The sequence below is a fragment of the Oceanobacillus sp. FSL W7-1281 genome (genome assembly GCF_037969835.1).
Classification (GTDB): domain Bacteria; phylum Bacillota; class Bacilli; order Bacillales; family Amphibacillaceae; genus Oceanobacillus; species Oceanobacillus oncorhynchi.
Genome location: NZ_CP150214.1, coordinates 36,073 through 61,789 on the forward strand (window position 1 = coordinate 36,073; position 25,717 = coordinate 61,789).

The 25,717-nt window shown below is 40.0% G+C and carries 31 protein-coding genes; 30 read left to right on the forward strand and 1 reads right to left on the reverse strand.

The annotated features are described in order from the left end of the window. The first annotated feature begins 24 nt into the window (after positions 1–24). From MKX55_RS00165 to rsmI, 16 genes are all read left to right on the forward strand, one after another. Complete coding sequence (locus MKX55_RS00165; protein WP_042528599.1) at positions 25–339, forward strand: YbaB/EbfC family nucleoid-associated protein; 315 nt, start codon at positions 25–27, stop codon at positions 337–339. A 106-nt stretch (positions 340–445) separates the two neighbouring features. After that, positions 446–1,042 carry a recombination mediator RecR gene (gene recR, locus MKX55_RS00170; RefSeq protein WP_042528598.1) on the forward strand — a complete coding sequence of 199 codons (597 nt, stop codon included), beginning with the start codon at positions 446–448 and terminating at the stop codon, positions 1,040–1,042. 81 nt (positions 1,043–1,123) lie between these two features. Continuing rightward, positions 1,124–1,336 carry a YaaL family protein gene (locus MKX55_RS00175; RefSeq protein WP_042528597.1) on the forward strand — a complete coding sequence of 71 codons (213 nt, stop codon included), beginning with the start codon at positions 1,124–1,126 and terminating at the stop codon, positions 1,334–1,336. A 94-nt stretch (positions 1,337–1,430) separates the two neighbouring features. Beyond that, on the forward strand, positions 1,431–1,784 hold the full coding sequence (locus MKX55_RS00180; RefSeq protein WP_193063793.1) for a DUF1648 domain-containing protein: 354 nt from the start codon (positions 1,431–1,433) through the stop codon (positions 1,782–1,784). A 334-nt stretch (positions 1,785–2,118) separates the two neighbouring features. Next, entirely contained in the window at positions 2,119–2,382 is a 264-nt protein-coding gene (locus tag MKX55_RS00185) for a pro-sigmaK processing inhibitor BofA family protein (RefSeq protein ID WP_193063794.1), read from the forward strand. Between the two features lie 103 nt (positions 2,383–2,485). Continuing rightward, positions 2,486–2,683 carry a sigma factor G inhibitor Gin gene (locus tag MKX55_RS00190; RefSeq protein ID WP_042528592.1) on the forward strand — a complete coding sequence of 66 codons (198 nt, stop codon included), beginning with the start codon at positions 2,486–2,488 and terminating at the stop codon, positions 2,681–2,683. Between the two features lie 1,119 nt (positions 2,684–3,802). Then, entirely contained in the window at positions 3,803–5,224 is a 1,422-nt protein-coding gene (locus tag MKX55_RS00195) for an aminotransferase class I/II-fold pyridoxal phosphate-dependent enzyme (protein WP_339235308.1), read from the forward strand. After that, complete coding sequence (gene tmk / locus MKX55_RS00200) at positions 5,221–5,856, forward strand: dTMP kinase (RefSeq protein WP_193063796.1); 636 nt, start codon at positions 5,221–5,223, stop codon at positions 5,854–5,856. Before MKX55_RS00195 ends, tmk begins: the two co-directional genes overlap by 4 nt. 25 nt (positions 5,857–5,881) lie before the next feature. Then, positions 5,882–6,211 (forward strand): cyclic-di-AMP receptor, encoded by a 330-nt coding sequence (locus tag MKX55_RS00205; RefSeq protein WP_040977662.1) that lies wholly within the window; start codon positions 5,882–5,884, stop codon positions 6,209–6,211. 54 nt (positions 6,212–6,265) lie between these two features. Then, on the forward strand, positions 6,266–6,697 hold the full coding sequence (locus MKX55_RS00210) for a YaaR family protein (protein ID WP_193063797.1): 432 nt from the start codon (positions 6,266–6,268) through the stop codon (positions 6,695–6,697). An 80-nt stretch (positions 6,698–6,777) separates the two neighbouring features. Continuing rightward, positions 6,778–7,767 (forward strand): DNA polymerase III subunit delta', encoded by a 990-nt coding sequence (holB, locus tag MKX55_RS00215; RefSeq protein WP_042528588.1) that lies wholly within the window; start codon positions 6,778–6,780, stop codon positions 7,765–7,767. Between the two features lie 4 nt (positions 7,768–7,771). Continuing rightward, entirely contained in the window at positions 7,772–8,596 is an 825-nt protein-coding gene (locus tag MKX55_RS00220) for a stage 0 sporulation family protein (protein ID WP_042528587.1), read from the forward strand. Positions 8,597–8,612: 16 nt separating this feature from the next. Then, positions 8,613–8,975, forward strand: a complete 363-nt coding sequence (gene yabA / locus MKX55_RS00225; RefSeq protein WP_042528586.1) for a DNA replication initiation control protein YabA — start codon at positions 8,613–8,615, stop codon at positions 8,973–8,975. A 392-nt stretch (positions 8,976–9,367) separates the two neighbouring features. After that, positions 9,368–10,108: a tRNA1(Val) (adenine(37)-N6)-methyltransferase gene (locus MKX55_RS00230; protein WP_339181292.1), complete on the forward strand. Its 741-nt coding sequence runs from the start codon at positions 9,368–9,370 to the stop codon at positions 10,106–10,108. Further along, a complete protein-coding gene (locus MKX55_RS00235) occupies positions 10,101–10,376 on the forward strand; it encodes a GIY-YIG nuclease family protein (RefSeq protein WP_339235311.1) in 276 nt (91 codons plus the stop codon). Before MKX55_RS00230 ends, MKX55_RS00235 begins: the two co-directional genes overlap by 8 nt. Continuing rightward, positions 10,373–11,254, forward strand: coding sequence for a 16S rRNA (cytidine(1402)-2'-O)-methyltransferase (rsmI, locus tag MKX55_RS00240; protein ID WP_339235313.1), 882 nt, complete (start codon positions 10,373–10,375; stop codon positions 11,252–11,254). The genes MKX55_RS00235 and rsmI overlap by 4 nt, the downstream gene beginning before the upstream one ends. A gap of 86 nt (positions 11,255–11,340) precedes the next feature. On the opposite strand, the gene MKX55_RS00245 is transcribed toward rsmI, so the two are convergent. Further along, the gene (locus MKX55_RS00245) at positions 11,341–11,616 is read right to left on the reverse strand and encodes an AbrB/MazE/SpoVT family DNA-binding domain-containing protein (protein WP_040977653.1); all 276 of its coding nucleotides are present in this window, start codon (positions 11,614–11,616) and stop codon (positions 11,341–11,343) included. 542 nt (positions 11,617–12,158) lie between these two features. Between MKX55_RS00245 and metG the strand changes: the two genes are divergently transcribed. From metG to pth, 14 genes are all read left to right on the forward strand, one after another. After that, positions 12,159–14,168, forward strand: a complete 2,010-nt coding sequence (gene metG / locus MKX55_RS00250; RefSeq protein WP_339235314.1) for a methionine--tRNA ligase — start codon at positions 12,159–12,161, stop codon at positions 14,166–14,168. An 83-nt stretch (positions 14,169–14,251) separates the two neighbouring features. Then, positions 14,252–15,019, forward strand: a complete 768-nt coding sequence (locus MKX55_RS00255; RefSeq protein ID WP_339235316.1) for a TatD family hydrolase — start codon at positions 14,252–14,254, stop codon at positions 15,017–15,019. A gap of 36 nt (positions 15,020–15,055) precedes the next feature. After that, complete coding sequence (gene rnmV, locus MKX55_RS00260) at positions 15,056–15,622, forward strand: ribonuclease M5 (RefSeq protein WP_193063803.1); 567 nt, start codon at positions 15,056–15,058, stop codon at positions 15,620–15,622. Then, entirely contained in the window at positions 15,615–16,499 is an 885-nt protein-coding gene (gene rsmA / locus MKX55_RS00265; protein ID WP_339235319.1) for a 16S rRNA (adenine(1518)-N(6)/adenine(1519)-N(6))-dimethyltransferase RsmA, read from the forward strand. Before rnmV ends, rsmA begins: the two co-directional genes overlap by 8 nt. Positions 16,500–17,201: 702 nt before the next feature. Continuing rightward, a complete protein-coding gene (yabG, locus tag MKX55_RS00270) occupies positions 17,202–18,077 on the forward strand; it encodes a sporulation peptidase YabG (RefSeq protein ID WP_339235321.1) in 876 nt (291 codons plus the stop codon). Positions 18,078–18,387: 310 nt separating this feature from the next. Then, positions 18,388–18,651, forward strand: a complete 264-nt coding sequence (locus tag MKX55_RS00275; RefSeq protein WP_042528577.1) for a Veg family protein — start codon at positions 18,388–18,390, stop codon at positions 18,649–18,651. 153 nt (positions 18,652–18,804) lie between these two features. Beyond that, entirely contained in the window at positions 18,805–18,981 is a 177-nt protein-coding gene (locus MKX55_RS00280; RefSeq protein WP_084612794.1) for a small, acid-soluble spore protein, alpha/beta type, read from the forward strand. A 216-nt stretch (positions 18,982–19,197) separates the two neighbouring features. Then, the gene (ispE, locus tag MKX55_RS00285) at positions 19,198–20,049 is read left to right on the forward strand and encodes a 4-(cytidine 5'-diphospho)-2-C-methyl-D-erythritol kinase (RefSeq protein ID WP_193065204.1); all 852 of its coding nucleotides are present in this window, start codon (positions 19,198–19,200) and stop codon (positions 20,047–20,049) included. Positions 20,050–20,114: 65 nt separating this feature from the next. Next, a complete protein-coding gene (gene purR, locus MKX55_RS00290) occupies positions 20,115–20,930 on the forward strand; it encodes a pur operon repressor (protein ID WP_339181312.1) in 816 nt (271 codons plus the stop codon). Positions 20,931–21,205: 275 nt separating this feature from the next. Continuing rightward, positions 21,206–21,505 carry a septation regulator SpoVG gene (gene spoVG / locus MKX55_RS00295; protein ID WP_042528574.1) on the forward strand — a complete coding sequence of 100 codons (300 nt, stop codon included), beginning with the start codon at positions 21,206–21,208 and terminating at the stop codon, positions 21,503–21,505. A gap of 333 nt (positions 21,506–21,838) precedes the next feature. Further along, the gene (glmU, locus tag MKX55_RS00300; RefSeq protein ID WP_339181315.1) at positions 21,839–23,206 is read left to right on the forward strand and encodes a bifunctional UDP-N-acetylglucosamine diphosphorylase/glucosamine-1-phosphate N-acetyltransferase GlmU; all 1,368 of its coding nucleotides are present in this window, start codon (positions 21,839–21,841) and stop codon (positions 23,204–23,206) included. 30 nt (positions 23,207–23,236) lie between these two features. Beyond that, on the forward strand, positions 23,237–24,190 hold the full coding sequence (locus MKX55_RS00305; protein WP_042528572.1) for a ribose-phosphate diphosphokinase: 954 nt from the start codon (positions 23,237–23,239) through the stop codon (positions 24,188–24,190). Positions 24,191–24,321: 131 nt separating this feature from the next. Further along, entirely contained in the window at positions 24,322–24,960 is a 639-nt protein-coding gene (locus MKX55_RS00310) for a 50S ribosomal protein L25/general stress protein Ctc (RefSeq protein WP_339181318.1), read from the forward strand. A gap of 121 nt (positions 24,961–25,081) precedes the next feature. Next, positions 25,082–25,645, forward strand: a complete 564-nt coding sequence (gene pth / locus MKX55_RS00315; protein ID WP_042528570.1) for an aminoacyl-tRNA hydrolase — start codon at positions 25,082–25,084, stop codon at positions 25,643–25,645. Positions 25,646–25,717: the final 72 nt, after the last annotated feature.

The following is a 25,717-nucleotide window of genomic DNA, read 5'->3' on the forward strand; positions in this document are numbered from 1 at the left end:
ATACATTTAAAGGAGGTATTTTCCATGAAGGGAAATATGAATAACATGATGAAGCAAATGCAGAAAATGCAGAAGAAAATGATGAAGGCACAGGATGAGTTACATGAAATGTCCTTTGAAGCTTCAGCCGGCGGCGGCATGGTAACTGTCCGGGCAAATGGCAAAAAAGAAATTACAGATGTAGAAATCAAAGAAGAGGTTGTTGACCCGGATGATATTGAAATGCTGCAGGATCTTATTTTAGCAGCAACTAATGACGTGTTAACGCAAATCGATGACAAAACAAATGATACCATGGGACAATTTACAAAAGGAATGAATATGCCAGGAATGTTCTAATTCCTTTCTAATTAAAGATAAGACGTCTGGCTTCACTGCCAAGGCGTCTTATTTTCGCAAAAGATAGAGTTTTTAATTGATTTTTTTGATAAGGGGGTAAGAAAGTATGTATTATCCGGAGCCGATAACCAAGCTGATGGATAGCTTCTCCAAATTACCGGGAATTGGTCCAAAGACAGCAGCACGTCTGGCCTTCTTTGTTTTAAATATGAAGGATGACGATGTGATGAATTTTGCTAATGCATTAGTGAATGCAAAACGGGAGCTTACCCATTGTTCTGTTTGCGGACATATTACAGACCAAGACCCGTGTGCTATTTGTCAGGATACCAGCCGGGATGGATCGATTATTTGTGTTGTCCAAGATCCGAAAGACGTGATTGCGATGGAAAAAATGAAAGAATTTCGCGGCAAATACCATGTTCTTCACGGTGCCATCTCACCGATGGACGGGATTGGTCCAGAGGATATTAATGTGCCGGATTTGATTAATCGCTTGAAAGACGAAGAAGTAGAGGAGCTTATTTTAGCAACCAATCCGAATATTGAAGGGGAAGCCACCGCAATGTATATTTCCCGATTGGTAAAACCCTCTGGCATTCGTACCACACGTATTGCACATGGATTGCCTGTCGGCGGTGATTTGGAATATGCGGATGAGGTTACATTATCAAAAGCACTAGAGGGACGAAGAGATGTCTAAATTGTATCGCTGATCATCTATGGGGAAAATAAAGCTTCCATGAGATGAAATTTCATTTTATAACGAGGTTTGGTGGGAAATATGGCAAAGAAATTAAAGAAAAAAGATATGGACCAGGAGCTTCTAAATGCTTTATATCAAGTAGAGGGCGAGTGGAGGCAGCTTCAGGATTTTGTGCGAAAAAGTATCGACCCGTCACGCAATGGGATGAAAGAAGAGTTATTAGCGAGATCCAAATATTTGATGCTGTTGAAAGAAGCTCGTATTCGCAAGGTTAAAGCGACACGATTTTAAAATTAAAGAATATATTTTTCCAAAAGAATCAAGTATGTTTCAAGCTGCCTGATTCTTTTTTATTTTTCTAAGAAAAGAAGAGGTGAGGCTTATCATGGAAACCAATCCGCCGATTCTAAAATTAAAAATGACTGCAATTGAAAAGCTGTTGAATGTTTTGGGAATACTGAGTTTTTTTGGTATTATTATGTATATCATTTTTACATGGAGCTCTATTCCAAACCAGATTCCAGGACATTATAATTTTGCTGGGGAAGTAACAAGATGGGGAGGAAGAGAAGAACTATTCATCCTTTTAGGTATCGGGTTACTTTTATGGGTTGTGATGACTGTTATGGAAAGATTTCCGCATATGTATAATTCCAGGAATCTTACCGAAGCAAATATAAAAGGACAATATATCAACTCTAGAATGTTAGTAAATTCCTTGCACGATAGGGCAGTATAAGAAAAACTATGGATTCGCTAAAGGGCGAGCGAATGGGAGTTTTTCTAAAAAAATGAAATAGCTGTTCTCTTTTCCTTTATAATTTGGAATAATATTCGTGTTGCGAAGGGATTCCCGTCTTATATGAATACATGGGCTCTTGTATTCCTCCTTCTGGTTCTAGCAGGGACGATGACTTTCTTTCTCATTCGCTCTCAAAGGCTGAAGAAGAAAACGGCTAATGACTAGCTAAGATAGGATATAAATTGACTTCCCCGTTTCTAAAACCTGTTCTAATTGCTTCTGATAAATCATAGAAATAAGTTAAAGCGATGGAAGGAAAGTGGGGAGAGGAATGAATTCAACACTATTTATTGGAACGATTGTCGGATTAATTATTCTTTTATTTATTGTAGGTGCGCCGGTAAAGCCAATGAAACATATTGGGAAAGCAACGATGAAGCTGGGGATAGGTGCATTGCTGCTTTTTTTCTTAAATGTATTTGGAGGGGCGGTAGGTCTGCATATTCCAATTAATCTATTTACGGTATTAGTATCTGGATTTCTTGGTATATTCGGAGTCGGTTCCCTTGCAGCGATCCATTTATTTATTCTTTGAGACGCTGTTTATTTTTTCAAGATTGAATAAAAATCTAAAAAAATAATATCTATGTATAGCATCCGTTAGATTAGGAGATACTAGTTTTAACGGAGGTGGAGAAATGAAGCAGCAAAAAGTTCAAGAGTATGAGTATTGCGGAATTTGTGAGGAACCAAAGGAAAACGGGATTCATTTGTATTCCATGTTTTTATGTTCGGAATGTGAGCATAATATGATTCATACGGAGCCGCGGGAAGAAAAATACCAATACTATCTCTCAAAGTTAAAAAATATCAACCAATCAACATTACATTCTTAATATAATCCCCTTTTACAAGTCTTTGCATGCAAAGGCTTTTTTGTTTTGTTAGCATAGATATGGAAGAAAGGTACGTACTATATAAGTTAAATGAAAGATTCTATCTCCTAGCGACCGGCTACGGAAATACACTACGCTCGTTAAAGTGTTTCACTCAACTTTCGCACATTAAAAAGTAATTTCGCTTCTATAGAAACAGGAGTTAATCGTTCCTTCTATAACACCCTTGACAAAGAATAAAAGGTGAAGTGTAAAGCGCCGCTGCGGCGGACCATTTTGCTTTCCGACGTACAAATGTTTTCGATGGGACGAGTAATCGCAACCCCAGGACGTTGCGGTCTTAGTCTGCCTAGGGGCACGCTCTTCAGCTAACTTTTGCCAAGAAGAACACTTGGCAAAAGTGGATCTTCAGATGGTGCTGATCCCTCAGGAGTCAAAACGGTCCGCCTCCGCTAGTAGGATATTCTATACGTGAAAAAAACTTGCCAAATAGATGTTTAATCAGATAGAACATCTTTTTCATGCTGCATGGTAACATGTTCCGCCAAGATTCCTTTCTGTGCATCGAAGCGATTCCCTGTATTTCATATCCATGCTGTCATGATTGGTTATTCAGGCGAAAGCTGCTATTTCCTTCAGCTTATTAAAATGTTATTTCTTTCATTCGCTGGAGAATCCTATCAGAGCGCAGGCCAACCACGCAGACTCCTATGGGAACAGGGCGAGCTGAAGATCCACTTGAAAAGCGGTTTTCTTTTCAAGTTAGCTGAAGCCGTCCCCATGGAAAGCGGAGTGGTTGGCCGGAGCGGAGCTATGCACCATCACCAATTCCAACAAGGCCGGATATTCCACCAAAATGCAAGCATGATAAGGGGGAACATGTTCACCCTGAAATAGCAAGATATATATGCTTATTCTTAGGTGCGAAAGTTGAGTGTTTCATTATAGAAAATTGCTTTTTTCTGTTAAGGGAAAAAAGCGGAATAATAGTACATTTTTGTATCCATGTTTTTCATCCCTTTCACTTGCTTGGTATAATAAGAAGAACACCATAATGAGCAAATCAATTTCAATGAATTGGTTTGTTTATTTACATATAAAAAGAAATGAGGCAGACAAATGGAGCAGCAGCGTATGCCATTAGCAGAGCATTTACAAGCATTTGCAAAAAGGAATCCAATCTCTTTCCATGTACCGGGTCATAAGCACGGAGATGTTTTTACACCTGCATATCATAACAATTTTCAGCAGATGCTCCGCTGGGATGTGACCGAAATTACCGGAATGGATGATTTGCATGCGCCTGCAGGAATTATTGCAGAAGCGGAAAGCTTAGCAGCAGCTTATTTTCAGACCCAGCATACATTTTTTCTGGTTGGTGGATCGACAGCTGGCAATCTGGCGATGATTCTCGCAGCGTGTAAGCAGGAAGATAAGATTCTTATTCAGCGTAATTGTCATAAGTCGGTGATGAATGGCGTAGAGTTAGCAGGAGCACAGCCTGTTTTTTTAGCTCCGGAATGGGAGGAGCAGGTTAGCCGATTTACGATTCCAAGCTATGAAACAATAGCATGCGCCATAGAGCAGCATCCCGATGCTAAAGCAATTGTTCTTACCTACCCGGATTATTTTGGTCAAACTTATCCGTTGAAAGCAATGATTGATAAGGCACATGAATTTGATATCCCTGTACTAGTAGATGAAGCACACGGTGTTCATTTTGCCTTAGGAGACCCCTTTCCAGCATCAGCGCTAGAATTAGGAGCAGATGCTGTGGTGCATTCTGCACATAAAATGGCTCCCGCAATGACGATGGCTTCGTATTTACATCTGGGGACTTCGCGTATCAATCCGTCTCAAATTGCGCATTATTTACAAATTATCCAATCGAGCAGTCCATCTTATGTACTTATGGCTTCTTTAGATATAGCAAGGCACTTTTTAGCGCATTTTTCGGAAGAAGATCGAATCAAAACGATAAAAAGTGTGGAACAGGTAAAGCAGTTGTTTTCCGCCTTTTCATTTTGGGAATTCATGCCTTGCGACGACCCATTAAAACTAACGTTCCACGTGAAACATTCTTTTTCGACAAAGTCCATTGTGAATTTGCTCGAAAAAGCAGGAATTTTTCCGGAGCTTGCGACGGAAGAACAAATTTTATTTGTCCATGGGCTTGCTCCAATGGAACAGATGGGTCTCCTGGAAAAAAGGTTGAAAACCATAGGGCATCCATTAAAAAAATCAGTAAATCGTGCTACAATAGAGAGGACAAATCTTTTTCCCGAAAAGGTCCAAGAATTAGATTTGTCTTATCAAGAAATGAATAATTATCCAACGTATCTGGTCTCGATGAGGGAAAGCATAGGAGAGATAGCTGCTGAGGCAGTGATTCCCTATCCGCCTGGTATTCCGCTTCTTCTAAAAGGAGAACGAATCCAAGCAATGCATATCGCACACTTGGAAAAATTAGTGGAGCAGGGTGTTCGAATACAGCATAGGGACGAAGGAATACGCATATATAGGAACAAAGGGGAAAGATGATGACAACTGGTTTGTTTATAACATTTGAAGGTGGCGAAGGAGCTGGCAAAACCACTATCCTAAATCAGGTTTATGAAGAGCTTACATCCCGGGGGATAGAGGTTATCAAGACAAGAGAGCCAGGAGGTATCCGTATCTCCGAGAAGATTCGAGAAATTATCCATGACCCTCTCCATCTGGAAATGGAAGAAAGAACAGAAGCGTTATTATATGCAGCAGCAAGAAGACAGCATCTTGTAGAGAAGGTTTTTCCTGCGTTAGAACAAGGGAAAATTGTATTATGCGATCGTTTTGTAGACAGCAGTCTGGTTTATCAAGGCTATGCAAGAGGCATTGGTGTAGATGAAGTATATGCGATCAATCAATTTGTGATTGAGGATTGTATGCCGGATGCAACGCTCTACTTTGATATTTCTCCAAAAAAAGGACTGGAGCGTATTTCAGCAAATGCAGACAGAGAGAAAAATCGCTTGGATTTAGAAACCATCGAATTTCATGAGAAAGTCTATGAAGGCTATCAGCTGATCCGGTCTCGTTTTCCAGAGCGTTTTCAAACTGTGGATGCTGATCGTTCGCTTGAAGCGGTCTATCAAGATGTGTTAGAAAGAATTACAGCTTTATTTAATAAATAAATATGCCAAAAGGGGCTGGTCAATCATGAAATTAATTATAACGGTCATTCAAGATAAAGATTCCAATCGTTTAGTAAACGCATTAGGTGAAAATAAATTTCAGACAACTAAATTAGCTACAACAGGCGGATTTTTAAAGGAAGGTAATACCACGTTAATGATTGGTTGTGAGGATGAATATGTGAATGATGCGCTCGAAATCATCCGTGATAATTGCTCGCATCGGGAACAGATGGTGGCGCCCATTTCTCCAATGGGAGGAAATGCCGATTCGTATATTCCAAAACCAGTGAAGGTAGAAGTTGGCGGTGCTACAGTATTCATCTTGCCTATCGAGTCCTTTTACCAATTCTAAACAGGAATTCTGCTTCAAAAACATGCTATGTAATCAAACGGGAGGGGGAGAACAATGAAAATTTCCAGTGATATCGTAACACCGAGAGATGGCAATTTGAAGCGTCCGGCGCAGACAAATAATGCCTCTTTCCAAAACCTTGTTCAATCCCAATCGGAACAGCTGAAGACCCAGGAATTTACTCAAATGGTGAAGCAGATTACGGAGCAGGGAGATAAACTGAGCCGATATCGTTCCTTTCGTGAGCTGGTCAAGTTTAAACGAATGGTAAAGGGCTTTCTTGAAAAAGCGACCTCGGAAGGGTATCTTTTAGAAAAAAAGCAAAGCTTCAGCATGCAAGGAAGCAGGCAATTGTCTACAGTAAAGATAATTGATGAAAAGATTGCCCAGTTAGCAGAAGATTTAATGGATGAAGAAAAGAAAACCATTGATATTCTCGGATTAATTGGGGAAATCAAGGGGTTATTAGTTAATATTTATACTTGAGCAAAGCTTTTATATCGAGAGGACTTTAGCCTTTCATAAAAATAAATAGAGTCAGCTCCTGTTTAAAGGTGGAAATAATGATGAAGACATGGGAAGAGATAGAACAAATACAGCCTGTAGCAACCCGGACGATAATGAATAGTATCAAGAAGAATCGTATTTCCCATGCTTATTTATTTCAAGGAGATCGAGGGACTGGCAAAAAGGAAATGGCGCTCCTGTTGGCAAAGTATTTATTTTGTATGAATCGCCAAGGAGAGAATCCATGTAATCACTGTATCAATTGCCAGCGGATTGATTCTGGAAACCATCCGGATATGCATTGGATTGAGCCGGATGGCGCCTCTATTAAAATAGAACAGGTGCGTAATCTGCAGAAGGAATTTACGTATTCGGGAATGGAATCCAATCAGAAGGTGTATATCATCAAGGATGCAGATACATTAACTGTAAATGCTGCCAATCGCCTGTTGAAATTTTTAGAAGAGCCAAGTGTGGAAACAACGGCTATGATGCTTACAGAGAATGGTCACTCCATGCTGTCAACTATTCGGTCACGCTGTCAGATTATTGATTTGCAGCCGCTTCCGCCGGGGATTTTGCAGGAAAGATTACAGCAAGAGGGTGTGAATGAGACCGATGCTAAACTTTTAAGTGCATTGACAAACAGTCTGACAGAAGCACTCGAACTTGCCCAAGATGATTGGTTTGCAGACGCGCGAAAAATAGTGATACAATGGGTAGAAATGTATACTGCACAGCCTGAGGATATCTACACATACATTCATCAAAATTGGATACCTCATTTTAAAGATAGAGAAGGTCAAGAACGAGGTCTGGACTTATTAATACTAGGATTTAAAGATATTTTACATCAGCATATATATACAGACGCCAATACGATACTGCTATCCAATGATTCATCTAAGTTAGAAAAAATAGTCATCACGTTTTCTCAAGCTCAATTATTGACTATTTTAAATCAGATTTTAATGGCGAAAAGAAAATTAAAGGCAAATGTTCAGCCAACATTGGTGATTGAACAACTAGCGCTTCAAATACAGAGGTGAAAAAATGTTAGAAGTTATTGGCGTACGTTTTAAGAAAGCCGGTAAAATCTACTATTTCGATCCAGATTCTTACCCGGTCACTCCAGATAGCTATGTCATCGTGGAGACGGTGAGAGGGATAGAATTTGGAAAAGTAGTCATTACGGAAAAGCAAGTCGATGAAGAAGATGTAGTTTTACCGTTAAAGAAAGTAATCCGAATCGCAAACGAGAAGGATAAGCGAACGGTTATAGAGAATCAGGATCAGGCGAAAAAAGCCTTTGACATATGTACAGATAAAATTACGCAGCATAAGCTGGATATGAATCTGGTAGATGTAGAATATACATTTGACCGCAATAAAATCATATTCTATTTTACAGCTGACGGAAGAGTGGACTTCAGAAATCTTGTAAAAGATCTCGCGTCGATGTTCAAGACACGTATTGAATTAAGACAAATTGGAGTCAGAGATGAAGCGAAAATGCTGGGCGGAATCGGTCCATGCGGCCGTATGCTCTGCTGTTCCACTTTCTTAGGAGACTTTGAGCCGGTGTCTATTAAAATGGCAAAGGATCAAAATCTTTCTCTAAACCCGGCAAAAATATCCGGTTTATGCGGAAGACTAATGTGCTGTTTGAAATATGAGAATGATGAATATGAAACAGCAAAAAGAGAGCTGCCGGATATTGGCGAAACGATGCCGACACCGCATGGAAAAGGAAAGGTTGTCGGGTTAAATATATTAGAAAAAATGGTTCAAATTGAGCTTTTAGATAAAGAACGTGTTGTGGAGTATACATTAGATGAATTAATCGAAGAAGGAATTGTAGCACAAGTCACAGAATAGAGGTAGGTGATCAATCTTGGGAAACAGAGAGATATTCGATCAAGTTTCCGATATGGAGAAGCAAATTGGTGAATTATATGAGCAGTTAGGTGATTTAAAAGGTAAACTTAGTGATTTGCTTGAAGAAAATCACCGGTTGGCCCATGAAAATCATCATTTGCGTAATCACCTAGACAGTTTTACAGAAGAATCTGTGGAAAAACAGCAGGAAAAAAGTGATTCTAAACAGCAAAAAGGAATATTTCCGGGGGAAGGCTATGATAATTTAGCACGTCTTTATGAAGAAGGTTTTCATATTTGCAGTTTAGAGTTTGGCAGTCCGAGACGAAACGAAGATTGTATTTTTTGCTTGGACTTCTTTGATAAAACGAAACTTTAATCATGGAGAGTGGCACTCCTCTCCCCATGATTATTAGCTTGAGTTAATCAGGAGATGAAGTGACCGTTTTTCCCCAAGAATATTTAAATATATCTTCTATAACTTAAAGGGGAAATTACGGACACTCATGCTGTGATAGAACGAAACTTGATTTAGTGGAACGAACTATCCACTAAATCTTAGCTTGAGTTAATCAGGAGATGAAGTGACCGTTTTTTTCCATGAATATTTAAATATATCTTCTATAACTTAAAGGGGAAAATTACGGACACTCATGCTGTGATAAAACGAAATAAAGTACGGTAAGTATCGTATTGGACGGCTGTCTTCCTATGAAGGCAGCTATTTTTCTGATAAGCTGTCCAATGAGAACATAAGGATGTGGTGAACCAATGGTGGAGCTATATGATGATGAACGATTAGATTATTTATTAGCAGACGAAACGATGAAAATTATCCAAAGTCCGACAGCCTTTGCTTTTTCATTGGATGCGGTGTTGTTAGCTCATTTTAGTTCGATTCCTAAAAAACGAGGAAAGATTCTTGATTTGTGTACAGGAAATGGGGTCATCCCGTTATTGCTGTCTAAAAAGACAAATGCGGAAATTATTGGGGTAGAGATTCAAAAACGTATTTTTCAGATGGCGGAAAGAAATGTTGCTTTAAATGATTTGCAACCTCGATTACAAATGATTCATGGAGATTTAAAGGAAATGCAGGCGACCCTGGATCAAAGTGCTTTTGATATGGTTACCTGTAATCCTCCCTATTTTAAAACACCCTCTGCAACAGAACATAATCACAATGCGTACCTTACGATTGCCAGGCATGAAGTGTATTGTACATTAGAGGATGTCGTCAAAGCTTGTAAAAGATATGTCCGGCCCGGGGGAAAAGTTGCCATGGTACATCGTCCCGGACGCCTGGTAGATATTATAGAGCAATTTAGAAAGTACCGTATCGAGCCGAAACGTGTGCAATTTGTTTATCCGAAACAAGGAAAGGAAGCAAACATGCTCTTGATAGAAGGAATTCGCGACGGGAAAGCAGATGTGAAAATCCTGCCGCCATTCTATATTTATGAACAGGACGGTTCCTATACGAAGCAGGCAGAGGAAGTTATCTATGGCTGACGGAGAGCATTTGGTTTATATGTTACATTGTCAGGACGGAACGCTGTATACGGGATATACAAATGATTTAGAGCATCGGATTCGTATGCATGAAGAGGGAAAAGGGGCAAAATATACAAGAGGAAGAGGGCCTTTTGAAATCATCTATACATGCGCATTTGAAAATAAGTCAGATGCCTTGCGCGAGGAATATCGAATAAAAAAATTAACCCGCCAGGAAAAGCTGGAAATGATTCAAGCTTATGAGAAAGGAATGTACCATGAATGAATATCCAAAATAGTTATCAGCCGGAGGAACATGCTGCATTATACGTTGTCCCGACACCTATTGGAAATTTGGAGGATATGACTTTTCGGGCGATTCGGGTATTAAAGGAATGCAAGCTGATTGCTGCGGAGGACACGAGGAATACGAAAAAGCTGCTTCATTATTTTGAGATTCACACCCCTCTCATCAGCTATCATGAGCATAATCATCAGGAAAGAGAAAAACAGCTTTTAGATACGATTCGTCAGGGAGAATCGGTTGCTGTTGTGAGCGATGCGGGGATGCCTGCAATTTCTGATCCTGGTTCAGAGCTGGTTCAAGCAGCTATCCGCGAAGGGCTGGATGTCATCGTGTTACCAGGGGCCAATGCGGCACTCGTAGCACTGGTCGGGTCTGGTCTAACTGCACAGCCTTTTACATTTTATGGTTTTCTTCCCAGAAAGAAAAAAGATAAAAAAGAAACACTGGAAAAATTAAAAAATTTTAATACGACTTTAATTTTTTATGAATCTCCCTATCGCATCAAAGATACCCTGCAGGAAATGGAAAGTATCCTAAGTAACAGGAAAGCGGCCATAGGAAGAGAAATCTCTAAGAAATTTGAAGAATTTGTTAGAGGTACCATACAAGAACTTTTTTCATGGAGTAAGAAAAATGACATGCGAGGCGAGTTTGTTATTGTGGTAGAAGGACTGACAGAAGCAGAATCAGCTTCATTTGAGCAGGAATCAAGCTGGTGGGAAGCGTTATCTGTGAAAGAACATGTAGAAGCGTTGATGAATAAAGAGCATCTATCCAGTAAAGAGGCCATTAAGCAGGCAGCCATAGAACGGAAAGTGCCGAAAAGGGAAGTTTATCAGAGCTACCATATTGATTAGCTTTGTTCCAGTTCGCTAGGTAATAAAGGCAAAAAAAGGACGACCTACGTACATAGAGGAGGTCGTCCTTTTTTTGCCTTTTAAATTTATTTAAAACGGTTTTGAATTTCTTCCAGTAAAATTTTTGCACCCTCTGGGCTAAGGATGAGGTTGCCGTCAGCCAGGGTCTGATTATCATCTGTCAGCTCTCCAGTGATTTGACAGGTCATATTTGGACGGTATTTTTTCAAGACAATACGATCATTGTCTACGTAAATTTCCATTGTATCTTTCTCTTTAATATCAAGGGTACGGCGTAATTCAATAGGAATAACTACGCGACCAAGCTCGTCAACCTTACGTACGATACCAGTAGATTTCATTCTTCATTCCTCCAATGTGAGATTTAATAAAATTTTCTGAATAAATAAGTATTACAATTTCAAATAATGAGATAAATTGCAAAAAATGTCGTTACTAGTCGGTACTGATAACATTAGAATAGCAACAATATTTGGTATTGTCAATACAATTTTACTGTAAAAGGAAAAGTTTTATTCCTTTTTCATAAATATTCAGGTTTTTATCCGTTTTTATTTATTTCAGAGGAAGAAAGTATCTCTTTTTTTGTAAAATTAATTTCTAAGAAGTTGGATAAAGAATGAGTGAATAGGTACACAATTTGGCAAATTACGTTATAATAGCTACAATAGATGTTGATATTTTATATGCGTCATGTGATACCATAAAAAATAGGGCGAAAGCTGAAATTCTAAAAGTTGATTTTGAATCTTTTTCGGATGAGATGGCAATGCTTGTTTCATAGCATGTATCTTTTTATAGGTAAATGGGAAATCTCTCTGACACTTGTACATCTCAGGACAAGATTTTTTAAATAGGAACAAATCTAGGAGGAATAAAACGGATGGGAAGCAAAAATACTTTTTACATTACAACGCCAATATATTATCCGAGCGGAAAATTACATATTGGCAGTGCATACACAACGATAGCTTGTGATACGATGGCGCGATATAAGCGCTTATTAGGGTTTGATGTGTTTTATTTAACAGGCAGTGATGAGCATGGACAAAAAATTGAGCAGAAGGCTGCTGAACAAAATATCTCTCCGCAAGAATATGTAGATGGCATGGCTGCTGGAATGCAGGATTTATGGAAGAAGCTTGAAATCAGCAATGATAAATTTATTCGCACAACCGATGAACAGCATCAGAAGGTTGTAGCTGATATTTTTGAGCGTTTCTTAAAACAAGGAGATATCTACCTGGATGAATATGAGGGCTGGTATTCTGTGCCGGATGAAACGTTTTATACGGAAACGCAGCTGGAAGATGTTGAAAGGGACGAGGATGGTAATGTTATCAGCGGAAAGTCACCGGACAGCGGCCACCCTGTTGAGCTGATTAAAGAGGAGTCCTATTTCTTCCGGATGAGTAAATATGCAGATCGCTTATTGAAATATTACGAGGAGCATCCAGATTTTATTCAGCCGGAGTCGCGTAAAAATGAAATGATTAATAACTTCATTAAACCAGGTTTAGAGGATTTAGCTGTATCCCGTACTACCTTCAGCTGGGGAGTCAAGGTCCCGAGTAATCCAAAGCATGTGATTTATGTATGGATCGATGCATTGGCAAACTATATCACAGCATTAGGCTATGGTACAAATGATGATGAAAACTTCCAAAAATATTGGCCAGCAGACGTACATATGGTAGGGAAAGAAATTGTTCGTTTCCATACCATTTATTGGCCGATTATGCTGATGGCTTTAGACTTGCCGCTTCCGAAGAAAGTATTCGGCCACGGCTGGTTGTTGATGAAAGACGGAAAAATGTCGAAATCAAAAGGAAATGTGGTTTATCCGGAAATGCTTGTAGAGCGTTATGGTCTCGATGCTTTACGATACTACTTAATGAGAGAAGTTGCTTTTGGCAGTGACGGTGTCTTTGCACCGGAAGATTTTGTTTCCAGAGTAAATTATGATTTAGCAAATGATTTAGGGAACTTATTGAACCGTACTGTAGCGATGATTAATAAATATTTTGACGGAAAAGTCCCTACAATAAACGGTGTGATTAATAAAGAAGATGCTGATCTGCAGGAGCTGGCAGCATCTGTTATTCAGGATTATCAAGAATCGATGGAGCAAATGGAATTCAGTAATGCATTGAAAAAAGTATGGACGTTAATTTCCCGTGCGAATAAATATATTGATGAAACACAGCCATGGATTCTTGCGAAGGATGAGGAAAAACGTACTGAACTGGCAAGTGTTATGGCACATCTGGCAGAAACATTACGCGTTGTTGCAACGCTGCTTCAGCCGTGTCTGACGCATGCACCGAAAAAAATCATCGAGCAGCTTGGTTTAGACGAAGCCAGCGGGTTAGCCTGGGAGAATGTTCTGTTTGGAAACTTCCCGGAAGGCACTACCGTTGTGAAAAAAGGGCAGCCTATCTTCCCTCGTTTAGATGTGGAAGAAGAGGTAGAATATATCCGTTCCCAAATGGGCGGAACAGCCCCAGCTGATGAAGAAGCAGCCTGGGATCCGAATGAAACGGAGCTTGTTTCTACCAAAGAAAAACAAATCAAATATGATGTATTTGATAAAGTAGAACTGAAAGTCGCGGAAGTGAAAGACTGCAGTAAGGTTGAAGGTGCAGATAAACTATTGAAATTCCGCCTGGATGCCGGTGATGAAGCAGACAGACAAATTTTATCGGGGATTGCAGAATACTATCCAGAACCGGAAAAATTAATTGGGAAAAAGGTTGTTATTGTAGCGAACCTTAAACCGCGTAAAATGCGGGGAGAAATCAGTCAGGGAATGATCCTTTCTGCTGAGAAGGACGGGAAATTAGAAATCGTTCCAGCACCGGAAAGCGCACCAAACGGAGCGCCGATTTCTTAACTAATAATAGATGGAAGGGAGCTGTCATCGTGTTCATGTCAGCTCCTTCCTTTTCGATATAAGAACAAAAAAGGATGATTAGAATGTTATTTGACACACATGTTCATTTAAACGCAAGGCAGTTTGCTGAAGATAGAGAAGAGACCATTCAGCGTGCAAAGGATGCAGGTGTGGAGTATATGGTCGTGGTTGGTTTTGATCATGAAACCATCCCGCTCGCTATTGAAATTGCGGAAGCACATGAGAATATTTATGCAGCAGTAGGCTGGCATCCTGTTGATGCAATCGATATGACAGAGAAAGAATTGGAATGGATCGAAGAATTAACAGCACATCCTAAAGTGGTCGCAATTGGCGAGATGGGCTTGGATTATCATTGGGATAAATCACCGAAAGATGTACAGAAGAAGGTCTTTCGTCAGCAAATCGCACTTGCTAAAAAAGTAAAAATGCCGATTATTATTCATAACCGGGAAGCGACGGAGGATATTATTGCTATCCTGCAGGAAGAGAACGCTGCAGAGGTTGGCGGCATCATGCATTGTTACAATGATTCTGTCCAATATGTCCAGACATGTCTGGATATGAATTTTTATATTTCCTTAGGCGGTCCGGTAACCTTCAAGAATGCTCCGTTGCCGAAGGAAGTAGCAAAGCAGGTCCCTTTAGACCGTCTGCTGATTGAAACAGATGCCCCATTTCTAGCACCGCATCCATACCGTGGAAAAAGAAATGAGCCGGCATATGTAGTACGTGTAGCGGAAGATATTGCGGCATTACGTGACATGAATACAGCGGAAATTGGAAATATTACAACTGAAAATGCGAAACGATTTTTTAAAATTGATTAAATCTGTCGTATTATGGAATAAAGTGGAGGAAATCGATTGAAGATAAAAGAAATGATTGTAGTAGAAGGACGGGACGACACAACACGAATCAGACTTGCTGTGGATGCAGATACGATTGAAACAAATGGTTCTGCAGTGAACAAAGCAACGCTCGATAAAATTCGTCATGCAAAAGAAAAGCGCGGAGTGATTGTGTTTACAGATCCGGATTATCCGGGCGAGCGGATCAGGCACTTAATTAATCAGGCAATCCCCGGCTGCAAGCACGCTTTTTTACGAAGAGATCAGGCAAAGGCAAAGCATTCCATGAATAAAAGCTTAGGTATTGAACATGCCTCTGTGGAGGATATTCAAAAAGCACTTGCGGATGTTTATGAACTAGCGGATTTTTCGGATAGCGATATTAACAAAGCAGACCTGATTGATTATGGATTAATTGGAGGTAAGAAGGCGGCCGGACGGAGAAAACGTCTGGGAGAGCTTTTGCATATTGGACATACCAATGGAAAGCAGCTGTTAAAACGCCTTACCCAATTCCAAATTCCCAAGAAACAATTGGAGGAAGCGATGGAAGTTATAGAGCAGGAGGAGCAGGATGTCTAAAAAATTTATTGCAACACCGACGAGAACAAAAGAACTGCTGAACAAATATGGTTTTGCATTTAAAAAGAGCTTAGGACAAAATTTCCTGATTGATGTGAATGTATTGGAAAATATTATCCATCAAGCGGGGATAACAAAGGAAACAGGAGCTATTGAAATTGGACCTGGAATGGGTGCTTTAACGGAGCAATTAGCTATTCATGCAGACAAGGTTGTTGCATTTGAGATTGACCAGCGCCTGCTCCCGATTTTAGAAGAGACGTTAGCCGATTACGATAATGTAGAAATTATTCATCATGATATTTTAAAGGCGAATGTAGAAGAAGTGATTCAGACACATTTCGAGGAAGGTCAGGATATTCATGTCGTTGCTAATCTTCCTTACTATATTACGACACCAATTTTGATGAAGCTTGTACGTGATCAGCTTCCGGTTACCAGCCTGACTGTGATGATCCAAAAAGAAGTAGCGGATAGAATGGCTGCTGTCCCAAATACCAAAAGCTATGGCTCGCTTAGCATTGCCGTACAATACTATACGGAAGCCAGTGTCGTTTTAAATGTGCCGAAGCAGGTGTTTATGCCGCAGCCTAATGTCGATTCCAGTGTGTTAAAGCTTGTGATGCGCAAAGAACCGCCTGTTCAAGTAGATAATGTAGATTTCTTTTTTGAATTGATTCAAGCAAGCTTTGCTCAAAGAAGAAAAACCCTCCGTAATAACTTAAACCGATTTTTGCAGGATAAATTTGCAAAAAAGCAAATAGAAACCTTCCTAGAAAACACAGCAATAGATGGAGGAAGACGCGGTGAAACCTTAACCATGGAGGAATTTGCATCCTTGGCAAATGTAATCCATAAAGAGCTTCCAAAAAACTGATCAGAAGATATAATCTTTTGATCAGTTTTTTTAAAGAATAAGAAAGCATAAAAAATGCTGAATATAGCCGCTCCAACGGGTTTCATGGGGTGAGTAATCTTAGGCCCCAGAAATACACTCCGCTTTCCGTGGGCCCCGAGCTCATCTCCTTTAAAGAAGACTTAGCGATTGGCAAGCCGACAGGCGCAGACAGAGCTAAAGTCGCACTTATACCCCGAGGGTGAAAAGAAGACTTGCTGATTGGCAAGCCGTCAGGCGCAGACAGAAGCATAGTCGCACTTATGCCCCGCGGGTAGAAAAAAAGAAGAACACTTTTTTTCCTGCGGGGTCTTCCCCCTGGGGCTGGGACTGCGATTACTCGTCCCACCGAAAACCATTGCGATTACTCGTCCCATCAAAACCGTCGCTAGAATTTGCGTTATTTCCTTGTGAAAAAGCAAATAAAACATAATTCCACTTAGATGGGAGCGGATGTTGTCGACTCCTGCGGGAAAAGCAACAGGTAGACCTGAGCAGGAAGCGGTTTTCTTACCGTGCGGCTGAACGTTGCCCGCGGAAAGCGACTTCCCGTAGCGGACATCTCTTTGGCAAGAACACTGAAGTTTTAAAGCTCAAGCGGTGTTCTTGTTTTTTCTTATGATTGGAACAGAGCTGTGCTTTTATTCATACAATGACAAAGAGTAAAAGGTGAGAGGTGCAGCGATGGATATACAGAAGGGTGCATTAGTAACAAGGAAATCATATAATCATGATTTATTATTTCGTGTGGCAGAGGTCAAAAAAGGAGCTGCTGTCCTTCATGGGGAAGAACTGCGATTAAAAGCAGATGCAGCTCTATCCGATTTAACGTTAGTGGATCAAAGAGAGCATAAAAAAAGAAAAGCAGTGGACAGAGAAAAACAAGAATCCTCCTATCGATTATTTCGTCAGGACTATCAAATGATGAAAGAAAAAAGAAATTATGAAGCAACAGAAGGTTATACGGATGCTGCAAATTATTTTCAATTGCCGGCAAAAGTCCTTCATATTGATGGAGATCCGTCCTATTTAAGAAAGTGTATCCAATTATATCAGCGTATTGGGCTGCAAGTGCATGGTGTTCACTTAACGGAAACAGAAATGCCTTTTCAAATAAAAGATCTGCTTGAGAAAATCCAGCCGGATATTATGGTTATTACGGGCCACGATGCTTATTCACATAATAAGGGGATGAAGCATGATTTAAGTGCCTACCGCCATTCTAAATATTTTGTAGAGGCTGTGCGGGAAGCGAGGAACGTTTATCCGAATCTGGATCAGCTCGTCATTTTTGCAGGAGCATGCCAATCGCATTTTGAGTCATTGATTCGTGCGGGATCCAATTTTGCCAGCTCACCGTCCAGAGTCAATATTCATGCCCTGGATCCAGTCTATATTGTCGCAAAGGTAGCGTACACGTCATTTATGGAAAGTGTATCGGTGTGGGAAGCGCTCCGTAATACGTTAACGGGAGAAAAAGGATTAGGAGGAATACAGACAAGGGGATTATTACGAACAGGCATGCCTTACTTAGCGAATGAGGACGAAGATGAATTATAATCTCAAAAACTGCTTAGAAAAGGCAGTAATGGGAATAAGAGGTGTGCTTTTGTTCCTCCTTCTTTCCAAGGAATTGGAACCTGTAATTAGACCATTCTGATTAGTTATTTTTTTGTAATTTTTATAAAATCAGCCTCTTATGCATTTTTTTGTGACAATTTATGTATAAAAATAGCATCATGACAAATAATATCAGAAATAGACAAAATAAATAGTTGACAATCTAAAACATATGCTGATATAATTGTTTGTTTTGCTTGACATTTCATCGGCGTATATGCTAAAATAAATGTATGTGAGGTGGAGTGTAGTGGGCAAAACGTTGATCGAAATCAAGCAAGGTCTAGATGGTCAGGTAGGTAAACGGTTAAGGCTCAGAGCGAATGGCGGAAGACGGAAAACCGTTGAAAGATGCGGTGTTCTAGCGGAGACATATCCCTCTGTTTTCATTGTTGAGCTTGACCAGGACGAGAATGCATTCGAACGGGTTTCATACAGCTATACAGACATATTGACAGAAACGGTGGAGCTGAATTTTGTGGAAGGAAGTTCAGCGGTATTTTTTAAACAGTAGACAAGCATATTGTCTGCTGTTTTTTATATTGGGTAAAAAGAACAGAAAATGGTTCTCTTGGTTAATTCTTTTGCGATTGAATGGAGGAAAAGTACATAAGCTATAATTGCCTGTCGATAAAATAAAACTTCATTCGTAAAGGGGAGCTTTTATATGGGTAGACGAGGGATTATGTCCGCACAAATGAAAGAAGAAATAGCGAAAGAATTAGGATTTTACGATACGGTACAGCAGGAAGGCTGGGGAGGAATAAAAGCTCGTGATGCCGGTAATATGGTGAAACGGGCGATAGAAATGGCAGAAGAAAGTATGAAAAAGAGCGAGTCCTGACCGGGCTTGCTTTTTTGTTTTAACGCAGTTCTGTTCCCGGCTTCAGGAGACTGGAAAGCTTGACCGGGAACTTTTTTCGGCTGCCCTTGAAACCCTTTCTTAAACTAAATTAGCCTACGTGTTTTGATTATGATACAATAAAACATATTTTTATGGACGTAGCTATGGTTTCAAATAGGTGAACGAATTTCCAACGCTTTGAGGATGTGATTGAAGATGCTTGTCATGGAGAAGGCGCCTGCTAAGATAAATTTATCATTAGATGTACTAAATAAGCGGGAGGATGGCTATCATGATGTTGAAATGGTCATGACAACGATAGACTTAGCAGATCGTTTAGAATTACGGGAATTACCTGCAGATAAAATTCAATTATCTTTGGAAAGCCGTTATGTTCCCAGCGATGAACGGAATTTAGCATATCAAGCAGCAATTTTATTTAAGAAAACGTACAATATCAAAAAAGGTGTTCACATCCAAATTGATAAATCGATTCCTGTTTCCGCTGGATTGGCTGGTGGAAGTGCTGATGCTGCAGCGGTTTTACGGGGATTAAACCGATTATGGGGACTGAATATCCCGTTAGCTGAATTAGCTGATTTAGGATCGCAATTAGGAGCGGATATTGCTTTTTGCGTTCACAGTAAAACAGCGATAGCAAAAGGTTACGGCGAGTGCATTGAACTCTTGCCTGCCCCGCCTACCTGCTGGGTTGTTCTTGCCAGACCGGATATTGGTGTATCCTCCTATACCGTATTTGATCAAATTAAAATTCCGGAGTTACAGCACCCAAATACAAAAGAGGTACTGGCAGCCTTGGAGGAAAGAGACTTTTCAAGGCTGTGCAATCATCTGGGAAACGCATTGGAGCCTATTACTTTTTCCATGCATCCGGAAGTTGCACGGCTGAAGGAAGCGATGCAGCTGGCAGGAGCAGAAGGTGTGATGATGAGCGGGAGCGGGCCGACCGTGTTTGGCTTAATGAAGCATCACCGGAAGGCACTGCGGATTTATAACAGTATGCGGGGCTTTTGCAAGGACGTACAATTAATCCGAATGTTAGGATAGGCATTGCTAAAATGCATATGAAAATGCTATATTATATAAAGAACATTCGGATTTGAGGTGTGAGTTTGAAAAGAAGTAATCGATTGGTTGTGTTAACAGAGTACTTTTTAGAAAACCCGAGGAAACATATTCAATTGCCTTACTTTGTCGAGCTTTGTGATACAACGAAGTCATCGATAAGTGAGGATTTAGATATTATACATGAAGTATTTCAAATAAAAGGATTGGGGTATCTGGAGAGAACAACCGGGGCTGGCGGCGGTGTGAAATATATTGCTACCAGCTCGGCAGAATCAAGCAGCGAGTTTATCTCCACGCTTCAGAAGAAGTTAGAAGATCCTGCCCGCATTCTCCCGGGAGGGTATCTGTACATGAGCGATATCCTTGGCGATCCTTCCATGGTCCGGGAAATTGGCCGTGCCTTCGCTTCCTGCTTTGCCCATTTAGAGATTGATGCGATTGTCACTGTTGCAACAAAGGGGATTCCTTTGGCGTATGCTACAGCATCCTTTTTAAATGTGCCGGTTGTTATTGCGCGCAGAGACCCGAAAGTAACAGAAGGGTCCTCTGTAAGTATCAACTATGTTTCTGGATCGTCCCGAAAAATTCAAACGATGGTGCTGCCAAAACGCAGTCTGCCTGATGGCTCAAACGTATGTATCATCGATGATTTTATGAAAGCAGGAGGAACGATTACAGGAATAAAGAGCCTCTTGGAGGAATTCTCTGCAACGGTACAGGCTGTTGGAGTACTGGCAGAAGCAGATGATGAGGAAGATGAAAGAGTGATTACCGATTATACGTCCCTCTTAAAAATATCTCCTGTCGACATACAGAATCATCATGTGTCTGTACTGCCGGGGAATTATCAAATGGAATAAACGGCATACAATTCAGATCTTAATCTAATTTAGAGATTAAGGTCTTTTTTTTATACCTGTGTTCATTGCATTTAGACAATCATCGTGCCTGGAAGAAAAAGGTGGATAATAATGACTAAAAAAGTCGAAAACAAATGATTTCTTAGGTACACGGGAGAATAAATTTAAAATATTTTATTTTATTGGTATTTATAAGAAGGATTTTTGTAATTTATGTTGAAGTAGTATAAGTATAAAGGGTGATTTTTGAAATAGGAAAAAGGTGGTGAAACATCATGGAAGTAACTGACGTAAGATTGCGCCGCGTAAAAACAGATGGAAGAATGCAGGCCATTGCCTCAATCACATTAGACAACGAGTTTGTTGTCCATGATATCCGTGTCATCGACGGGAATAGTGGATTATTTGTTGCAATGCCGTCAAAGCGGACGCCAGACGGAGAGTTTAGGGATATTGCTCATCCGATTAATTCTGGAACACGCTCAAAAATTCAAGAAGCTGTTTTAGGGGAGTATCAACGTGAACGTGAGAATGAAGAGGGGCTAGGCTATAAAGAAGAAGCCGGTGTTTCCTGAACATACGTTGGAGGGCGATTGGGCGAGAAGGTAGAAATCTGAATGAAGATTTGCCTTCTTTTTTTTGTCCTTTTTAAAAGAAAAGCTGGTATTTTATGGGACGATTTTTTAAAAGTGGGAACCTGACAACATTGGTAATCGTTGTCTCAACCAGTTACCCTGCGATAAACGCAGCAATGAAAGTTTTTTTCGTATTTTAGTTAAGCGAGGTCACGAAAAAAATAAAAATATGATAACATAAGATATAGAAATAAAACCTTTTATTTTATTGAAATAAAGGTTTTTTTACGATATATTTTTAAATGGATATTTAGAGATGATGGAGGTTTCCTAATGACGAATCGATTTGCTGTTATTTTAGCAGCTGGGCAAGGAACAAGGATGAAATCAAAGTTATATAAAGTGCTTCATCCTGTAGTTGGCAAACCAATGGTACAGCATGTTGCGGATCAATTACAACAAACTGGGTTAGATAAATTAGTTACCATTGTCGGATTTGGAGCAGAGCAAGTAAGAGAGCAGCTTGGAGCGTCCAGTGACTTTGTCGTGCAGGAAGAACAACTCGGCACAGGACATGCTGTGATGCAGGCGGAACAACTGTTACAGAATAAAGAAGGTGTAACCATTGTAGCTTGCGGGGATACCCCTTTGATTCGTGCAGAAACATTCCAAAAATTGTTTGAACATCATGAGCAGACGGGTTCTAAAGCAAGTATATTGACGGCACTTGCAGATAACCCTGCCGGATATGGCCGGGTGGTTCGAAATGATGCAGGGGAAGTTGAGAAAATTGTCGAACATAAAGATGCTTCTGAAGAGGAATTAACGATAAATGAGATTAATACAGGAACCTATTGTTTTGACAATAAAGCGTTATTTGAAGCTTTAAAATCGGTTTCTAATGACAATGCACAAGGGGAGTATTATTTACCTGATGTCATTAAAATTTTAGGCGACCAGGGAGAGCGTATCAGCGCTTATGTGGCAGCTGAATTTAATGAAACGATAGGGATTAATGATCGTGTTGCATTAAGTGAAGCGGAAAAAATTATGAAACGGCGTATTAACGAGACGCATATGCGTAATGGCGTGACCATCGTGGATCCTGATAATACATATATCGGTCCGGATGTGAAAATTGCTGCAGATGTGTATCTTCATCCAGGAACGGTTTTAAAAGGGGACACCTCCATTGCGGCTGGTTCAGAGATTGGTCCGCATACAGAAATAAAAGATTGTGAAGTTGGGGAAGCTACAACGATCCGATTCAGTGTTGCTGCTGACAGCCGCATTGGGAATCGAGTGAATATTGGTCCCTACGCACATATCCGTCCAGCCTCAAATGTTGGAAACGACACAAAAATTGGCAATTTTGTAGAGCTGAAGAAAACGACTCTGGGCAACAGCAGCAAGGTTTCTCATCTTAGTTATGTAGGGGATGCTAATGTGGGAGAGCGTGTAAATGTCGGTTGTGGTACAATAACAGTAAATTATGATGGAAAAAATAAATTCCTGACAACAATAGAAGATGATTCGTTTATTGGATGCAACTCCAATTTAATTGCGCCGGTTACAATTGGTAAAGGTGCATATGTGGCAGCCGGATCGACAATTACAAATGATGTGCCGGATGAGGCATTATCCATTGCAAGATCGAAGCAATCAAATAAAGAAGGATATGCAAAGAAGTTTAAAAAATAGACTACAAACAAAGTCATGGAGGTTAGAGGAATGTCATCCAACTATAAGGACGCTTCGTTGAAAGTATTTTCGTTAAATTCGAATCCAGCATTAGCAGAAAGTATTGCAGCTCAAATCGGAACGAAATTAGGAAAATGTACCGTAACACAATTTAGTGACGGTGAAATTCAAATTAATATAGATGAGAGTGTGCGTGGTTCTGACGTATATGTTATCCAGTCTACTTCAGCACCGGTAAACCAGAATATTATGGAGCTGCTGATTATGATCGACGCATTGAAGCGCGCTTCTGCCAAATCAATCAATATTGTGATGCCTTACTATGGTTATGCTCGGCAGGACCGTAAAGCCAGAGCCCGCGAACCGATTACGGCAAAATTAATGGCAGATATAATTGAAAAAGCAGGAGCAAATCGAATGATTACACTTGATCTGCATGCACCGCAAATTCAAGGCTTCTTTGATATTCCAATTGACCACTTACAAGGTGTCCCTATTTTAGCTACTTATTTCGAACAGAAGAATTTAGAAGATGTGATTGTTGTTTCTCCTGACCATGGCGGTGTAGTACGTGCCAGAAAAATGGCAGACCGCTTAAAAGCCCCAATTGGTATTATTGATAAACGGCGTCCGAAGCCTAATGTTGCTGAAGTGATGAATATTATTGGTAATATTGAAGGGAAGACAGCTATTTTAATTGATGATTTAATTGATACAGCTGGTACAATTACCTTAGCCGCGAACGCATTAATTGAAAGTGGCGCAAAAGAAGTATATGCTTGTTGTACCCACCCGGTACTTTCTGGACCAGCTATCGAGCGCATTGACAATTCAAAAATCAAAGAGCTCGTTGTCACAGATACGATTCCTTTGCCGGAAGAAAAATGTATTGATAAAATTACCGAATTATCGGTTGCTTCTCTGCTGGGTGAAGCGATTATCCGTGTTCATGAAATGCAATCTGTAAGTATTCTTTTTGATTAAAGGTTTAACTTGTTCCATTTTAGGGTATGTATTATATTGACCGTTTATTTTATTGAGAAAAAGAAATAATGCAACATATGCAGAAACAATGTTTCATATTATTTTTTTAATCAACTTGGAGGGTGATACGAATGGCAGTAAAATTAAACGCAAAAAAAAGAGAAGATCTTGCAAAATCAGTAACAAGCGAAATTAGAAAAAGCGGTAGAATTCCAGCGGTCGTCTACGGAAAGGACAAAGACGCTAAGACAGTTTCTGTAGATAGCGTTGATTTAGTAAAAACCGTTCGGGATGAAGGACGAAATGCAATCATTTCACTTCAAGTCGAAGGCGGCGACACGGTAGATGTGATGCTGCATGATTATCAAATAGATCCGATAAAAGATGATTTGCTTCACGCCGATTTCTATATCGTAAATATGTCTGAAGAAATGGACGTTGATGTTTCTGTTCGCCTTGATGGTGAATCAAAAGGTGAAAAAGAAGGCGGCGTACTACAGCAGCCGTTTTATGAAATTCAAGTCCGTGCAAAACCAAAAGATATTCCTGAGGAAATCGTGGTAGATGTCTCTGACCTGGATGTGAACGAAAGCTTATCTATTTCTGATTTGAAAGTAACTGGAAACTATGAGTTTTTAGATGATCCAGATACGACAATCGCTTCCGTTGTTCCTCCAACTACAGAAGAAGATTTAGAAACAGACACAGAAGCAGATGAAAATGCAGAACCGGAAGTCATTAAAGAAAAATCTGACTCAGAGGAAAAGTAATTTTTAAGTTAACAATATAGAAGTAATACCTCCCTTCTTTACGCATACCATGCTGGTATGCGTAAAGAAGGGTTATTGCGTTTAACAGAAATTGTGGACAGGGAAAAGTGAGGGTATGGTGATGAAGTTAATTGTTGGGCTGGGAAACCCTGGAAGGAAATATAAGAAGACACGTCATAATATTGGCTTCCGCACGATTGATGCGCTGTTAGATCGTCATGGATGGAAGCTGAATAACTCGAAATTTCACGGGGATTATGCTATCGAGCATTTCAATGGAGAAAAGATTGTATTATTACAGCCGCAAACCTATATGAATTTGTCAGGCGAGTCTATTCGGCCGCTGATGGATTATTATGACATAGAGACAGAAGACGTGATCGTTATTTATGATGATCTGGATTTGCCGACAGGGAAAATCAGGTTACGGCAAAAGGGCGGCCATGGCGGTCATAATGGAGTTCGTTCCACAATTGAACATTTAGGAACGAAAGAATTTAAACGAATACGTTTAGGGGTAGGAAGACCGGTAAATGCGACCCCTGTCGTAGATTATGTATTAGGGAAGTTTCCCAAAGATGAAAAAGAAGCGGTTGAACAAAGTGTTCAAGATGCAGCTGATGCTATTGAAGCGTGGATAGAAGGCAAACCTTTTGTAGAAGTGATGAATGATTTTAATCAATAAAGCATACCTTTGGTTTGAAGGGGAAGTTCCATTCATCCACCTTTTTGAGTGGAAAATGGAAGCAGGGTATAT